Below are 16450 nucleotides of genomic sequence, written 5' to 3'. Positions count from 1 at the left end.
GAAACATTAGAAGCTGGAATCTTCGAATACAACGACAAAATGTTGTTAAAAAGAGATTATGCCGAAAAAGGAGTTCGCGTGGTTCCTGGAGCATCAGCTCGTTACGGAGCTTTTCTAGCCAGCGGTGTAATTATGATGCCAAGTTATGTAAACATTGGCGCTTATGTTGATTCTGGAACAATGGTCGATACTTGGGCAACTGTTGGAAGCTGTGCTCAAATTGGCAAAGATGTTCACTTAAGTGGTGGTGTTGGAATTGGTGGTGTTTTGGAGCCTTTGCAAGCTGCGCCAGTAATCATTGAAGATGGTGCATTTATTGGTTCACGTTGTATTATTGTTGAAGGAGTTCACGTAGGAAAAGAAGCTGTTCTTGGTGCCAATGTATGTTTGACTGCTTCCACCAAAATCATCGATGTTACTGGAGAAACTCCTGTCGAAAGAAAAGGTTTTGTTCCTGCTCGATCTGTCGTAATTCCTGGAAGTTACACAAAAAAGTTTGCTGCTGGAGATTTTCAAGTACCTTGTGCATTGATTATCGGTACTCGAAAACCTTCAACTGACTTGAAAACGTCTTTGAATAATGCGTTACGCGAATATGATGTTGCTGTTTAAATTCTAAATTTTCAATATTTTATAAAGACCTATTGGACATATCTATAATAATAGTTAATTATCGTGGCTGGAATGCCCTTGACGAATGTTTAGAATCTATTGATACAATTGTTTCAAAAACAGTAACATTCGAGACCATAATTGTTGATAATTGCTCCAATGATGGACTATTTACTGTTTTTAAACAAAAATATTCAAAGTTTACTTTTATAGAAAATTCCGGAAATAATGGTTTCTCTAATGGTTGTAACTTTGGTGCAAGCATTGCTAAGGGAAACTATTTCTTTTTTTTAAATCCAGATACAAAACTTACTTTTGAGGCGTTAGAAACTCTTTTACAAACATCCATCTTACATCCTGAAATTGGAATTTTATCATGTTTGCAAATAAATGAAAATAATGTTTTTTACAAACAGAATAATTTATTTCCGACTTTAGGAAGCTTTTTTGGGATTTCAAGGTTTATATTTAAAAAACTAAACAAAGTAAAACTTCAAAAACGTTTTAATAACAACAATACCTTATTTTATCCAGATTGGGTTACTGGTGCTGTTGTTTTTGTAAGTCGAGAATGGTTTAATAAAATTAACGGCTGGAATGAAGATTATTGGTTATACTTTGAAGATGTCGACCTTTGTAAAAAAATATCTCTAGTTAAAGGAAAGGTTGCAGTTACTCGGGAAACAACTATATTTCATCAACACGGTGGGGCATCTAGATTAAATATAAAGACAAAAGCACTCACAAAAACAGAAGTAATTATTTCTAAACACGTTTATATCAAGAACCAATTTTCAACTGGAATACAAATCTATTTACATAGTTTATTGATTATAGGTGTCTTTAGTGAGAAAATATTTTTGTCGCTATTAAGTCTTTTTTTATTTTTTATTCCAAAATTAAAAGTAAATAGATTGATACTTAAAAATCTCTCTGTTTATTATTTTAATGCAATACAAAAACAAACTTGGATTAGTCCCCGCGCAATGAATTACAAAAAACTTGATTATTGAAAAATTAATTTTTCATAAGAAACAACGATATCTTGTAAATCTTTCGGTAGATGTGAGATTTCCTTTTTTATGTATTTTGGTTTAATATGAGGATTTTTATAATAATCAAATAAGCTATATCCATTGTTAATACAAAAATCAATATATTCATCAGAAACTATTTCAGGAACATTATATTCTTGATGTGAAAAATTTTTTATTTTATATTTTATCATTTCTTTTCCTCCAAGATAAGAAAAATGCCATCCGCCGTTATTTACAGTTTTTATAGGTGATTTTCTAAAAGCTCTCAATTCATTTGCTGTAAAAATTCTCAACCATTTAGCTTCAAAACACTGAACACCCGGCCAAAAATCATCTTTTTTTTGATAGTTTAAATAATAATAATAATTAAACATTTTAAAATTAATTGGGGGCAAATATTTTTTGATAAGAACAAAATAAATTAGTTTTAATTGAGACTTCAACTTCCCCAAGTCCTTATTAATAATTTTATAAAAAATACTCTTTAATGCATAGAAAACAGCTTTTAAAATCAAAAGTAAATTAGATTGTTTCTTGACATCTACTATTGTTTCGCCATTGTTTTTCAAATTTAGTAATATATCCTTACTGGGAATTTCATCAATATCACTTATTAGAACTAAATCTGTATCTTTAAGATTCAATATTTCAATTCCCTTCTGAATACAATTTCTCTGATATTCCTCTCTCTCCCAGGCCACCCTATTTTTATTCTCAAAATATTTCATATTGATAGGTACGTAAATAATTTTTCCCATAAATGGCTTAAATCTATCCATATTGTCTTTAAAAACCATTTGTTTTGCCTTTCCATTAAATGAAGTATCAGCTTCTACAATTACAAAATAATCCACAACATCGTAAAGGTATTTCAATCTTATTTCTAACAAATCGAGTTCATTAAAAAATGTAAAACAGTCTATTAATTTATTCATATATTGTTAGCTAGTATATTTCAAATTGTATCATTTGCATATTAAAAAAAACGACGAAAATCTATTCAATTTTAATTATAATTATAATATATTAAGAAACGTAAAATATTTTTGAACTTAAAAAAAGCATTAAAAATATAATTACTTCCAAAACATAAATTTCCTTTTTAATCTTTTCTTTCTATAAAATTTTTCTTGAAAATTAATTGTTAATTTTAATAATGTCTCAAATATTTTTTTTTCTGAAATACCTGAAAGTTTAGCATATTCATTAGCTATTACTTCAAGCATTTCTTTGTGAGGAGTCAATCTACATAGATTCTTCATCCTCATTTCAAAAGGCATCGATTGATGAAAATTCATACGATTCAAGTCGACCAAGAAGAAATCGTACTTTCCTTCATCATTTTTTTTAATCAAGGTATTCCCTGGTGAATGGTCTAAAAATTCAATACCTTTTTCATGTAAATCGAAAGAAAACTGGGTAAATTGCTTCAAAATATTCAGATTATCAGGGTAATTAGGAATTTCTACTAATTCTCTAAATGTTAAATCACATTTTAATTGTTGACTAATATAGAAACTTTTTTGTAATCCAAAAAAAGAATAAAATTCTATAAACCCTATTGGATCTGGAGTTCCAATACCTAAAGTTATTAATTTATTGGCAAATTCAAAGGAGCGTTTTGCTTTAGATTTTCTAAAATATTCGTAGATTATTTTATTAATGAAACTTGGAATTTTAAAGGATTTGATATTTATGGTCAACTCATCTAGGCTAAAAAGCTTAATTCGGTTTCGAGTACCAATTATAAAGTCATCGCCTTTGGAATCAAAATCCACAATGCAATCTAAAAGTTTATTTTCAAAATTTTGATACGATTCATTAAATACTACAATCATAAAGTTTTTTTCCGCAAATTTAGTTAGTTTTGCCCTGTATTAAAAACAATAAAGACGATAATGCGAATAACTTTAATTAGCAATGATACTTGGGGATATAATAATAATATTGTCATAGCGCTAGAAAAAAAAGGACATATTGTTAATCATATTGATTATAATACTTTCAAATACCTGCACCCAAATTTTGGATCTAAAATATATAATTTTTTTTTAAAAACTTTCTTTAAGAAAAACCTTAAAAATATCCATTATGGAAATAAAATTATTCAAAGATTGAAAAAAATAGGAGCAATACAAGATGTGATTTTAACTATTAAAGCAGATTTTATTGATCAAGACAGCATTTTAGAATTCAAAAAATACTCAAAAAAGTCAATTGCTTTTTTTAATGACAATATTAATAGATGTCCTAAAATACGTAGGGTAATCCCTTACTTTGACGAAGTTTATTCATTTGAAAAAGAAGATTGTTTACAATATGACTTGAAATTTATATCCAATTGGATCCAAAATGAGGAGAAGAGTGAAGAAATCTCAACTATAAAATTTGATTATGATGTTTTCAATATCAGTTCAAAAGACAATCGCTTTAAAATTATATCTAAAATTGCAAATGAATTAAAAATAAAAAACATTCCTTCAAAAATTCTTGTTTATGACAAAAAAAGAGGAAATAAGAACCCAAACATCGAATTCATATCAAAATACATTCAAATAGCTGAGGTTAATGATTATATTAAACGCTCTAAATTACTTTTAGACATTCACCGAAATGAACAAAACGGTCTAACATTTAGAGTATTTGAAAGCATGGGTTTGAACAAAAAATTAATTACGACAAATCCCAATATAGTTAATTACGATTTTTATAATCCAAACAACATTTTATTAATTAATGTACAAGATATTAATTTTGACAATGATTTTTTTGAAACGGATTATGAATCAATACCCGAAGAAATATTCAAAAAATACACCTTAAATCATTGGGTTGAAACTGTATTTGATTTACAAAAAACCTAAAAAATTTCACTTAAAGTATAACCTTACGCATTGATGCTAGTTAATTATTGAAAATATCAACCAAGAAATTCACAAAAATTTTTATTAATACGAACTATTTTTAAACTTTAAATATGTTAAAAAAAATAAATGAATATAGAAGAGTTTTAACAAAAACCCTTACCAAAAATATTGGCAATTCATACAAAAATCCAAATGTTGATTTATCCGAAAAAGTTAAAATTGAAAGGGTTTTGATCTGCAGGCCTAATCATAGATTAGGAAACTTATTGTTGATTACTCCATTTATTCAGGAAATCTCTTCTACTTTTCCAGAATGCAAAATAGATTTATTTGTAAAAGGAGGTCTGGGCCCAATTATCTTTAAAAATTATGAAAATATTAATGATATAATCGAATTACCTAAAAAGCCTTTTAAAAATTTACTACAGTACTTTTCGGTATGGATAAAACTAAAAAAACATCGATATGATATTATAATAAATATAGAAAAAGGTTCTTCATCTGGAAGAATTGCAACACAATTTGCTGACGCAAAATATAAATTTTTCGGAAAAGCAGATGAAAAAATCAATTCACAATACAAAGATTATGAGCATATTGCAAAATATCCGATTTACGACTTCAGACTTTTTTTGACTAAATTAGGATTTGAAAACAACACTAGCCCAATTCCATCATTAAATCTTAAGTTAAGTCATTCTGAGATAGCTGAAGGAAAAAAATTATTGGATAATATTGTCAGCAACGAAAAAAAAACTATTTGTATTTTTACTTTCGCAACTTCTGACAAATGTTATCCAGAATCTTGGTGGGAAGAGTTCTACGAAAAATTGAAAAAAGAATTCCAAATTAATTATAATATAATTGAAGTTTTACCTGTTGAAAATATTTCACAAATAGGATTTAAAGCCCCAACATTTTACAGTAAGGATATTCGTGAAATTGGCTCATTAATATCAAATACAGCCATTTTTATTGGTGCTGATAGTGGTATTATGCATTTGAGCAGCTCTGTTAACACAACGACAATAGGACTGTTCTCTCGTGCCAATCAAAATATGTACGAGCCTTATAACAACAGTAGTTTAGCAATAAACACGAATGAAAATAGTATAGACGAATGCATTAAAACAATAAAAAGCATTCTAACTAATAAATAAGACTCTAAACCTCTTTTGAAAGAAAAAGTACATTCAGATTTGTTTTTTTTACAACAACAGTTATTTATTCTCAATACTACAACATAAATTAAAATCATACAAAATCCACTTATATTTATTAACGATAAATTATGGAAAATCTCAACGAAGAAGTCCACAAAGCCCACGAAATAATCAAAGAAGGCGGAATCATCCTTTACCCGACGGACACTGTTTGGGGAATTGGCTGTGATGCCACAAATCCTGAGGCTGTCGCCAAAATATATAAACTCAAACAAAGAGCCGAAACCCAAAGTATGATTGTTTTGATGAATGGCGAGAAAATGATGTACAACGTTTTCAAAGACATTCCAGAAGTAGCGTGGCAAATTATGGATTTATCTGAAAAACCAACAACATTAATATTAGATAAACCAAGAAATGTGGCACCCAATTTAATAGCTGCTGATAATACTTTAGGAATCCGAATCGTAAAAGAGCCTTTCTGTTTTAAATTAATGGAAAAAATGAAGAAACCCTTGGTTTCCACATCGGCAAATATCTCAGGAAAGCCTACTCCAATTGCCTTTAAAGATATTAGCCCAGAAATTATAAAAGGTGTTGACTATGTTGTAAATTTGCATCGCGAAAAAATTGCCGGAAAACCTTCGACGATTATAAAATTAACGAACGATTCGCAGGTAAAAGTCATACGAAAATAGTTTGCAGTATTCAGTTTTCAGTTTTTAGTTGAGCAACTTTAAACTTTAAACTCTAAACAAAAATAATGAATTACAAATCAGCCTTAAATAATAAAATATTCGAAGTAATATCTCAAGCTTCCCAAGAACTTCACATCGAAAGTTATGTGATTGGAGGATTTGTGAGAGATTTAATTCTTAAAAGGGATTTCAAAAAAGACATAGATATCGTGGCTGTTAGTAGCGGAATTGAATTGGCTTTAAAAGTATCCGAATTACTTCCAAAAAACCCAAAAGTACAAGTTTTTAAAAACTACGGAACGGCAATGTTACGATTTGGAGAAATTGATATCGAATTTGTAGGTGCTCGAAAAGAATCCTATCATTTTGAAAGCAGAAATCCTGTTGTCGAAAACGGAACTTTGGAAGATGACCAAAACCGTCGTGATTTTACCATCAATGCACTTGCTTTATCTTTAAATAACGATAATTTCGGAGCACTTTCTGATCCTTTTAATGGATTGGAAGATATGAAAAATAAAATCATCAGAACTCCCCTAGATCCAGATATTACATTTTCTGACGATCCTTTGCGAATGCTAAGAGCTATTCGGTTTGCAAATCAATTGGGTTTTGAAATCGAAGAAAACTCTTTGCAATCTATTACAAAAAATGCTGATCGAATCAACATAATTTCTGGTGAAAGAATCGTCGATGAATTGAATAAAATCCTTTCGACGGATAAACCTTCAATTGGATTCTTATTGCTGTATAAAACTGGTCTTTTAGACATAATTTTACCAGAATTAACCGCTTTAAACCAAGTTGAAGAAATAGAAGGACAAACCCATAAAAACAATTTTTATCACACGTTGGAAGTAGTCGATAATATCTGCCCGAATACAGATGATGTATGGTTACGTTGGTCTGCTTTGCTACACGACATTGGAAAAGCACCCACAAAACGCTTCAACAAAAAACAAGGCTGGACTTTTCACGGGCACGAATTCCTGGGTGGAAAAATGGCAAAGATAATCTTCGAAAGATTGCGAATGCCATTAAACCACAAAATGAAATTTGTTCAAAAAATGGTAATGATGAGTTCACGTCCCATTGTACTTTCGCAAGATTTGGTAACTGATTCGGCTGTTCGACGTTTAGTTTTTGATGCTGGCGAAGATGTGGAAAGTTTAATGACTTTGTGCGAAGCCGACATCACGACTAAGAACCCCAATAAATTCAAGAAATACCACGAGAATTTTGAATTGGTTCGAAAGAAAATTGTGGAAGTGGAAGAGCGAGATCATGTTCGAAATTTTCAGCCTCCAATTTCAGGAGAAGAAATTATGAAGATATTTAATTTGCAACCTTCCCGCGAAATCGGAATATTAAAAGAAGCAGTAAAAGAAGCCATAATGGAAGGAGAGATTCCAAATGAATATCAGGCTGCTTATGACTTTGTATTGAAAAGAGGTGCGAAATTAGGGCTAAAGATTAACGCTTGTTGAATCTAAATTTAATTGAATTTGAAATATCTTTGCAAAAATTAATTCCAAACAATGAAAAAAGAGAATAAATCAGTAATAATCTGGCTACTTTCAGGTTGTTTTTTAGTTTTTGTAATGGTTGTTGTAGGCGGAATAACTCGGTTAACAAATTCCGGCTTATCAATGACCGACTGGCATTTAGTAACAGATACTTATCCACCACTTACTGAAACAAAATGGCAGGAAACTTTTGAACAATACAAACAATTTCCAGAATATCAAAAAATCAATATTCATAACGATTTTACACTTTCTGATTATAAATTTATCTACTTCTGGGAATGGTTTCACCGATTAATTGGGAGAATTCTTGGATTTGTATTCATCATTCCATTTGTCTATTTTTTGATTAAGAAAAAAATTGACAAAAACACATTAAACAAATGCTACATTCTACTGGGAATGGGCGCTTTTCAAGGGTTTTTAGGTTGGTTTATGGTTCGAAGTGGCTTAATTGACAATCCAGATGTGAGCCATTTTCGTTTATCATTACACTTGACTTTTGCTTTTATAACCTTTGCTTATACTCTTTGGGTAGCCTTAGATTTGATTTATCCTATTAGAAACAAAGCGATTCTTCCACTGAAAAAAATTGCCGTTTTCGCTTTGATTTTTCTGTTGTTACAAATAATATACGGTGGATTTGTAGCCGGTTTAAATGCCGGTTTAATTCACAATCACTGGCCAATGATGAGCGACGGACAATTCCTTCACGAAAGTGTAATTTTAGAAAAAGACACTTGGTTTCAAAGATTTACTGAAGGAAAAAGTGGAGTTCAATTTGTGCACAGAACACTAGCTTATGTGGTGGTTGGATTGATTTTGTTTTTATTCTTTAAAAGTAAGAAATATTCACTTACACAACAACAAAAAAATGGCCTGAATGCACTTGTTGTAATTGTGTTTATACAATTTACATTAGGTGTTTTTACTTTGCTATACAGCGTTCCATTGTGGCTAGGATTAACGCATCAAGTTGTAGCTTTCTTTTTATTAACAGCCATGACCTATAGTTTACACCGATTGTCAAAATAATATAATAATTTACACCTGACTATATTGTCAAATCTTTTTGTTTAACTCATTTAAATGTCTAAACTTGCTGCTGAAGATAAATTCCTGGATTTGTCAGATTACGGAAGGTCGATTGGAAAACTGTTTGCCAATCAATTAAAAAATACCCGATTTACACCCATTCACGTTACGATGCTTTTTGGTGTTTCTGGTATGATTGCCATATATTGTATCCTGCAAAATCATTACTTTTTTGCCAGTTTTTTTATCATTATAAAATCAATTATCGATGCAGCAGATGGAGAATTAGCGAGGATAAAAAACACCCCTTCTTACACTGGAAGATACCTCGATAGTGTGTTTGATATTGTCTTGAATTTTTTGTTTTTTATGACAATTTGTTATGTGTCAAAAACCTCTTTTTGGATGACATTATTAGCTTTTTTTTGCATCCAATTACAAGGCACTTTATACAATTATTACTATGTGATTTTAAGAAATAAATCGGTTGGCGGAGATACAACGAGCAAAATTTTTGAGTATAAATCACCTCGTGCTTTGCCGGGAGAAAACCAGAAATCAGTCGATATATTATTTAGAATATACACAATAGTTTATGGCATTTTTGATAAAATAATTCACGCTTTAGACAGAAATGCTTACAAGGTAAAAACGTTTCCTAATTGGTTTATGACCTTCGTTTCTATTTACGGATTGGGTTTTCAATTGCTGATTATTGCCGTAATGCTTCCTATGAATTTGATAGAATATATCGTTCCTTTTTTCATTATCTATTCCTTGTTGATTTTTGTCATAATAGGAGTACGAAAGTCCATTTTTAGAACTTAAATCACCATAGAAATAATCTATATTGAATTCATAAGTAATTAAACACCAGTGTTTTTAATAACGTTTATTTATTTTAAAAATTTAATACAAAATCATCCAATCCAATTTTTAAATTCTTGAACTTTTTCTCTACTAACAATCACTTCATCCTCCTTATAAGTAGGTAAAATGACTTTTAATCTTGAGTTAGAATACACAACAATTTCTTTAATCGCCCTTAACGAAATGATAAATTTTCGACTTATTCGGAAAAATTCTTTCGAATCAATTTCTCGTTCTAAAGTCTCCAAAGTGTGTTCAATCAAATAATTTCTATTGTCAAAAGTATGAATATAAGTACCCTTGTTTTCGCTGAAAAAACATTCAATTTCATCAGTCGAAATCACTTTGAGATATTGCCCTATTTTAACAGTAAAACGTTTTTTATAATTTTTTTCAAACGGATTAGAGAGCATCTTTTTTATCTGCTCAAAGTCTAATTCTAAACTTGATTCTTGTTTTGGTAATCGTGATTTAAATTTAGAAATAGCTACTTCTAAATCATCTTCATCAATAGGTTTTAAGAGGTAATCAATCGAGTTTAATTTGAATGCTTTAAGCGCATATTCATCATAAGCCGTTGTGAAAATTACGGCGCTTTTTATAGCAATTTTTTCGAAAATTTCAAACGATAACCCATCCGATAATTGAATGTCTAGAAAGATTAAATCCGGATGTTCGTTTTTAGAAAACCATTCTATCGATTCCTCAACTGAATGAAGCATCATTCCTACTTTAATGTTTAGCTTTTCGAGTTTACGTTGAAGCAATCTTGCAGCAGGTTTTTCGTCTTCGATTATTATTGTTGTCAATTATTTTTGGTTTAAGGTTTAAAAATTTAATGTTTCAGAATTGAACTCTTGAAATTTAAGTCAGTAATAATTTACTCCCATTTCTCACTTTTTTCTTTTTCCATAAATTCCTGGATTTTTCTTTCTTCCCAGTTTTGTCCAAAAAACAAGTTTCTACCAAAAACAGATAATCCGTGAACAGCCAAACCAATTCCCCAAAATAGTGCAGTTGAAAAAGTTTCCCATCTAAAAAAAACTCCTGTATCAAACGAACTTTTGGTGTAACTGGATGCAATTATAAATAGATTCACCAAAACATACACAAGCGCATGAACATAGAATCCTTTAATTCTTTTTACTCTCTTATACGCCAAACTGTAACGTTGATCTGGATTACTATTTTCCATTTGATATTCATCAAACATTCTTCTTGATCGTCTCATTTTCTTTTATATTTTAAATTATTATAAGTTATTGCTCGATTGTTCCTCTTTATTCATAAACGCTTTGATTTTTTTCTCTTCCCAGTCTTTGCTAAAAAAAGGCATATAATTAAAAACTTTTAAACCGTGAAATACTACTCCAATGCCCCACCAAAATAAAGGCCAATAAAACCATAAATGTTTTGGTGAAGTGAGAAGATTAACAGCCAAAAGACCTGTATTTACGACGATATAAGCGATTAAATTACCATAAAACCCTTTGATTTCTTCTACTCTTTTTCTCGCTCGAAAATAGCGTTCTTCGTCTTGATAATTATTTTCCATTTTTTTAGCTATTTATTTTTTACCAAAATTTAAAACATTGATAAAAGGATTATTATTTCCAAGTTGTTTTCTTATCTTCTTTACTCAAAATTTCTTGAATTTTCCGTTCTTCCCAATTAGAACTGTATCCAAAAACCTTAAAAGCATGCATCAATATGCCAAATCCCCAACCTGCTGCAGAAAACCAAAACCATTGAAATTCTGGCATATAAGTTAAGTTTATGAAGACCAAAACCGGTATTATGCAGCAATATGAAATTAAATTTCCATAAAACCCTTTGAGTTCTTCCACTCGCTTTTTGGCTCTGAAATAAGCACTGTTTTCATTGTAATTTACATTTGTTTCCATAATAGTAATTTGTTTGGTTAAAACTGGAATCTTGACAGTAAATATTTTTTCGCTCTGCTCTATCAAAACTTTTCTATTTGTAATAATTCCGTATCGATTGATGATGTTTTGCAATCCAACACCTTGACGCTCTTGCAAAACTTCTTTTTTTTGATAATCATTTTGGATGACTAAATAATCTCCTTCAATAAAAATACGAATGTGTAACGGCTTCTTTTCGCTAACCACATTGTGCTTCACTGTATTTTCCAATAAAAGCTGCAATGATAACGGAACCACCTTTGCTTCTGGATTAGATATAGTTGTAGGTAATTCATAAAACAAACTGTTTTCAAAACGCATTTTCAACAAATTCATATAGGTTTTGGCGAAGGCTAATTCCTCTTCAACCGAAACTAATTCTTTGTCTTTTTGTTCCAAAACATAGCGATAAATCTTAGATAAAGAAGTGGTAAAACGTTGCGCATTTTCTGGGTTTTCTTCAATCAACGAGCTCAAAACATTCAAACTATTGAATAGAAAATGAGGGTCAATTTGGTTTTTTAAACTTTCGAACTTTGCCGAAGCTGTTCCTGCAATGATTTTTTGTTCGATTACTTCTTTTTTAGAAGCTTGTTTCCAGTTAATCATAAAACTTCGGGCGTGCATAAAAGTGGAAACTCCTAAAGAAAGAATCACATAAAACATATGAACCCAAATCATTCTTTCACTAAAGAAATTTGAAACATCCATTTTTTGAAACACCACAAAAGTTAGATAGTCAATTCCTAAAACTATAGGAACTGTATATAAAATGGTGCAAATAATCCCAAAATAAACTCTTAAATTAGTTTGCTCTAACCAGTTCCACCTGCGGTCTAAAATAGCGTTGATTAATCCATTTCCAAACCCAATTCCGTAGGAATATAGAGCACTAACCAGAAAGGTAATCAATAAAGTTTTAGGTCTAAAATCAGCTTGTACTAATGAAAAAACAAGAGTAAACACTAAAGAAATCTTGAAACTATCAATAAATCCTTTTTTCAAAGTTCCCTGAATACTTTTTTTTATTTTGTTCATTATTACTTATAATTTAGGTTTAACAGTTCCCTAGTATTTTACTAAAACTAATTTATGGATTTAAAAAAATTATTTACAGTTTTTCAAAGCTGCTTCCGCTCTTTCCAAACCCCATTTTGGAGAAAAAGGTGTTTCAGGTTTAAAAGTAGCAAAAAGACCGATAGCTTTTTCAATTTGAGCACACATTGGTTTGGTATCTTTTCCCCAAAATTTTGCTCCCCCAATTTCAAATTCTGCTTTTTCAAAAACAACTCTAGGATTTTCAGGAGCAATAGCTTGTGCTTTGCCATACAATTCCATAACGGTTCCTGATAATTTTGGTCCGTTAGTCATTGGATCAAAAGCAATCCAGGCTGTATTAATCATCGCCTGAACAACTAAAAGCTCCGCGTTGTTGGGATTTTTTATTAATTCAATATCCAATGCATTTTGAGCTTTGCTTAACAACAAGTCTATTTGTTCTTTGTCTTTTGTTCCAAAAGCTGATGTTGTGTTTACCAACGCAACATAATAATTAGGCAACCAAGATGTTTGTTCCGCCGCCGCTATTCTTTCGAACATAGCTGATGCTTCGCTATTTTTCCCTTCTCCCCAAAGTTGAAAAGCTTTTCCCATCCCTTGCTCAAATTGTCCCTGAGCTGATACTAAATTTGTAATAAATAATACAATTACAATGATAATTTTTGTCATAATTTCTAGTTTTTAATTGGTTGATTAATTCTTGAGCAAATTTATATTGGTTTTAATAGTTTTGAAATTAACATTTACTGAACTGTTGAATATTGAGGATGAATTGTAGGAATCTTGCTTAACAGCTTCTCTATGTTACAAATTCTCCAACTGATTCGTTTTTTTGTCCTGGCTAATAGTCCAAAAGAAGCCCACAAAAAAGAATCTATCCGCAGTGGGAACTATCGCTTGGCTTTCATACACCCCGGTCGAATTTGGTGTATTAGCATAATTATATCCATACACATTTTTGATACCAGCAACATTGGTCACTGAGAAAAAAAGAATTTTTTGAGGTGAAATCAAATATGCCCAATTCACGCTTAGATTATTATAGGATTTCGTTTTACCATCCATAAAAACGGTGTCATTTGGATTATTGTAAGGTCTTCCGCTACTGAAAGTATATGTGGCTCCTATTTGCGAACGCCAATCTTGAATCCAATATTTGGTCACCAAAGACAAAGTATGATCGGCAACAAAACTGGGCGTGGCTTGTTTTGGAAAATTTTGATAATCCCGTTTTGTATCGATATAGGAATAGGAAATCCAGTATTCTAAATTTTTGATGTTTTTGATGTCCCTCCAAAACAGCTCTAAACCTTCGGCATATCCAGTTCCGCTGTTATTGAAATTACTATTGTAAACAGGTGACTTTGTGTCGTATTTCACTAAATTATCATAGCTTTTATAATAAACTTCTGCTTTGAAAATCTGCTTGTCCTTATTGAATTCATAACTCAAAATATAGTGTTGTGCTTTTTCAGCTTGCAAATGAATAGTGTATTTAAGATAATCGTTTTTTGGTGCTTGATCGAATGTTCCGTAAGCCATTGAAAACTGTTGATTTTTCGACACTTTATACGCCAAAGCTAATCTTGGGGCAATAGAACTTTCGTTCAATAAATAGTTTTTCGAAAATCGGAAACCCACTTTTGTAATCAAGTTATTGGTGAACAAAAAGTCTATTTCTGAAAAAGTAGCAAGAATATTCGAATGATATCCACTATTGAAATTGGTAATCGATTCCGAAAAATTAGTATAAAAATAATCTGCACCAAAACTAGTTTTTATTTTATCGGAAATGGGTTTTGCTAATTTCAATTTCAAATGACTGGCATTTTCTGAAGAGTCATAATTATAAACATCATAAATGCCATTATTTCGACTTTTAGCATAACTAATTCCAGCAAAAATGTTCCAATTATCTCCAAAACCACCTTTATAGGAAAGGTTCGAATACAAATTATTATTCTTGTTTTGGGTACGCAATTGTTCTGGATAATTAATATCATCCTGTTTTAAATCGAAATTGGCTGCTGAATAGGAAGCATAAAATTTCAGCAATCCTCGATCCAATTTTTGTCTAAAAACAGTTTCTCCACCAAAAGATTCATAGGGCTTAATCCATTCGATATTGTCAGGCAACAACGATTGATAGGGTTGCAAATTGATATAACTTGTATTAACGCTTAAAGAATTGTTTTTCCATTTTTGAGTGTTCCCAATACCTAATCCAACGGTCATTAATCCAATATCCGTTTTTTCTAAATCGGGTTCATCAATAGTATTCATCACCAAAACACTCGAAAGCGCTTCGCCATATTCAGCGGAATAACCTCCGGTAGAAAAAGTAGTTCCTTTGAAAAGCAAAGGTGAAAAAGTACTTCTCGTAGGTACATTATTTGCGGTTTGAACATAGGGTTGTGCCACTCGGAGTCCGTCAACAAAGGTTTGAGTTTCGTTTGCTTCTCCTCCACGAACAAAAAGTTTACCGCTTTCGCCAACAATTTGTGTTCCGGGTAATGTTTTAAAAGCCGAAACAATATCTCCGGGATTTCCAGCTGTTGTCAAAATATCCAAAGGTTTCAAAACAGAAACTCTCGATTTTCCACCGGATTCTATTGTTCCAGCAGTAATTAAAACTTCGTTTAATTCGGTTGCGTTACGTTTTAAAATTAGGGTTTGATTTTGGTATTTGCTCATAACAATTTCAACCTTTTTCATTTCAAAAGACAAAGCACTGATGACCAAAGTTTGGTTTCCATCGACTGTACTTGCAAAACTAAATTCGCCTGTATTATTTGATGTTGCGCCATCATAAGTTCCATTAATATAAATATTTGCATTGGGAATTGGATTGTTTTTTTCGTCAACTATTTTCCCGGAAATCGTCGTTTGAGAAAATGAAATAAGTGTAAAAAAGAAAATGCTAATGGGTAAAAATAGCTTCATAGTATGAGTTTTTGATGAAGCAAATGTATTTCTACAATTAGAATCTTGGAATATAAGTTTACTGAACTGTGGAATTTTGAGGATGAGTTGTATCATTGCTTGTTTTCTTTTATATTTACAACTAACAACTGCCTTTATGAAAACCGAAAAAGAAAAAATGATAGCTGGAGAATATTACTTGGCCGGTGACCCAATTTTAGTAAAAGAACGCCGAAAAGCGAAAAATTTACTCCACAGATTAAACGTAACCGAATACCGTTTGACCAAAAAAGCTAAAGAAATTCTACAAGAACTACTTCCAAATGTTGGCAAAAGTCTCTATATCGAACCTCCATTTCATTGTGATTATGGATACAATATTATTTGTGGTGACAATGTATATTTTAACGTGAATTGCGTTGTATTGGATTGCGCCCCAATAAAAATTGGTTCCAATGTATTTTTTGCACCCGGAGTACAATTGTATACAGCAGATCATCCTTTAGAAGCCGAACTAAGAAAAACACTCGAAAATGCGTTACCTATTTCAATAGGAAACGATTGTTGGATTGGTGGCAACTCTATCATTCTTCCAGGAATAACAATAGGAAATGGCTGTGTGATTGGCGCTGGTTCAGTACTTACAAAAGACATTCCCGATAATTCATTGGCGGTGGGAAATCCAGCAAAAGTGATTAAGAAACTCAACCAATAATTTCAATATCTAAAAATTTTA

General features: G+C 31.0%; 17 protein-coding genes. 9 read left to right on the top strand and 8 right to left on the bottom strand.

The genetic code is table 11. The features are described from left to right. Positions 1-612: 2,3,4,5-tetrahydropyridine-2,6-dicarboxylate N-succinyltransferase (locus ACH2BV_RS07360; protein WP_395050079.1), on the top strand; the 612-nt coding region annotated here is incomplete at its 5' end. 32 nt (positions 613-644) lie between these two features. Continuing rightward, positions 645-1625 (top strand): glycosyltransferase family 2 protein, encoded by a 981-nt coding sequence (locus ACH2BV_RS07355; protein WP_395050078.1) that lies wholly within the window; start codon positions 645-647, stop codon positions 1623-1625. On the opposite strand, the gene ACH2BV_RS07350 is transcribed toward ACH2BV_RS07355, so the two are convergent. Beyond that, positions 1619-2584 (bottom strand): hypothetical protein, encoded by a 966-nt coding sequence (locus tag ACH2BV_RS07350; protein WP_395050077.1) that lies wholly within the window; start codon positions 2582-2584, stop codon positions 1619-1621. The two genes, ACH2BV_RS07355 and ACH2BV_RS07350, sit on opposite strands and share 7 nt — an antisense overlap. 141 nt (positions 2585-2725) lie before the next feature. Continuing rightward, complete coding sequence (locus ACH2BV_RS07345) at positions 2726-3487, bottom strand: Kdo domain containing protein (protein ID WP_395050076.1); 762 nt, start codon at positions 3485-3487, stop codon at positions 2726-2728. 276 nt (positions 3488-3763) lie between these two features. Between ACH2BV_RS07345 and ACH2BV_RS07340 the strand changes: the two genes are divergently transcribed. The 6 genes from ACH2BV_RS07340 to ACH2BV_RS07315 all read left to right on the top strand — a co-directional run bounded on the left by ACH2BV_RS07340 (position 3764) and on the right by ACH2BV_RS07315 (position 9766). After that, on the top strand, positions 3764-4513 hold the full coding sequence (locus ACH2BV_RS07340; RefSeq protein WP_395050075.1) for a hypothetical protein: 750 nt from the start codon (positions 3764-3766) through the stop codon (positions 4511-4513). A 113-nt stretch (positions 4514-4626) separates the two neighbouring features. Further along, positions 4627-5676, top strand: coding sequence for a glycosyltransferase family 9 protein (locus ACH2BV_RS07335; RefSeq protein WP_395050074.1), 1050 nt, complete (start codon positions 4627-4629; stop codon positions 5674-5676). Positions 5677-5807: 131 nt separating this feature from the next. Next, a complete protein-coding gene (locus ACH2BV_RS07330; protein ID WP_395050073.1) occupies positions 5808-6377 on the top strand; it encodes an L-threonylcarbamoyladenylate synthase in 570 nt (189 codons plus the stop codon). 65 nt (positions 6378-6442) lie between these two features. Next, positions 6443-7864, top strand: coding sequence for a CCA tRNA nucleotidyltransferase (locus ACH2BV_RS07325; protein ID WP_395050072.1), 1422 nt, complete (start codon positions 6443-6445; stop codon positions 7862-7864). 51 nt (positions 7865-7915) lie between these two features. Continuing rightward, positions 7916-8938, top strand: coding sequence for a COX15/CtaA family protein (locus ACH2BV_RS07320; RefSeq protein ID WP_395050071.1), 1023 nt, complete (start codon positions 7916-7918; stop codon positions 8936-8938). 54 nt (positions 8939-8992) lie between these two features. Next, positions 8993-9766: a CDP-alcohol phosphatidyltransferase family protein gene (locus ACH2BV_RS07315; RefSeq protein ID WP_395050070.1), complete on the top strand. Its 774-nt coding sequence runs from the start codon at positions 8993-8995 to the stop codon at positions 9764-9766. Positions 9767-9858: 92 nt separating this feature from the next. Here the strand turns inward: ACH2BV_RS07315 and ACH2BV_RS07310 are convergent, their stop codons facing one another. From ACH2BV_RS07310 to ACH2BV_RS07285, 6 genes are all read right to left on the bottom strand, one after another. Further along, positions 9859-10617: a LytR/AlgR family response regulator transcription factor gene (locus ACH2BV_RS07310; RefSeq protein WP_395050069.1), complete on the bottom strand. Its 759-nt coding sequence runs from the start codon at positions 10615-10617 to the stop codon at positions 9859-9861. Between the two features lie 71 nt (positions 10618-10688). Further along, positions 10689-11039, bottom strand: coding sequence for a 2TM domain-containing protein (locus ACH2BV_RS07305; RefSeq protein WP_395050068.1), 351 nt, complete (start codon positions 11037-11039; stop codon positions 10689-10691). A 21-nt stretch (positions 11040-11060) separates the two neighbouring features. Then, positions 11061-11363 (bottom strand): 2TM domain-containing protein, encoded by a 303-nt coding sequence (locus tag ACH2BV_RS07300; RefSeq protein ID WP_395050067.1) that lies wholly within the window; start codon positions 11361-11363, stop codon positions 11061-11063. Positions 11364-11415: 52 nt separating this feature from the next. After that, a complete protein-coding gene (locus tag ACH2BV_RS07295; RefSeq protein ID WP_395050066.1) occupies positions 11416-12771 on the bottom strand; it encodes a histidine kinase in 1356 nt (451 codons plus the stop codon). Positions 12772-12840: 69 nt separating this feature from the next. Beyond that, complete coding sequence (locus ACH2BV_RS07290; RefSeq protein ID WP_395050065.1) at positions 12841-13461, bottom strand: hypothetical protein; 621 nt, start codon at positions 13459-13461, stop codon at positions 12841-12843. A 135-nt stretch (positions 13462-13596) separates the two neighbouring features. Then, complete coding sequence (locus tag ACH2BV_RS07285) at positions 13597-15735, bottom strand: TonB-dependent receptor domain-containing protein (RefSeq protein ID WP_395050064.1); 2139 nt, start codon at positions 15733-15735, stop codon at positions 13597-13599. 136 nt (positions 15736-15871) lie between these two features. Here ACH2BV_RS07285 and ACH2BV_RS07280 point away from each other — a divergent pair, with 136 nt between their 5' ends. Then, positions 15872-16429, top strand: coding sequence for a sugar O-acetyltransferase (locus tag ACH2BV_RS07280; RefSeq protein ID WP_395050063.1), 558 nt, complete (start codon positions 15872-15874; stop codon positions 16427-16429). Positions 16430-16450: the final 21 nt, after the last annotated feature.

Origin of the sequence: Flavobacterium sp. (assembly GCF_043780635.1) — a bacterium.
Lineage (GTDB): Bacteria > Bacteroidota > Bacteroidia > Flavobacteriales > Flavobacteriaceae > Flavobacterium.
Note: the sequence above shows the minus strand (reverse complement) of the source record. Positions and strands in the feature narration are given on the sequence as shown.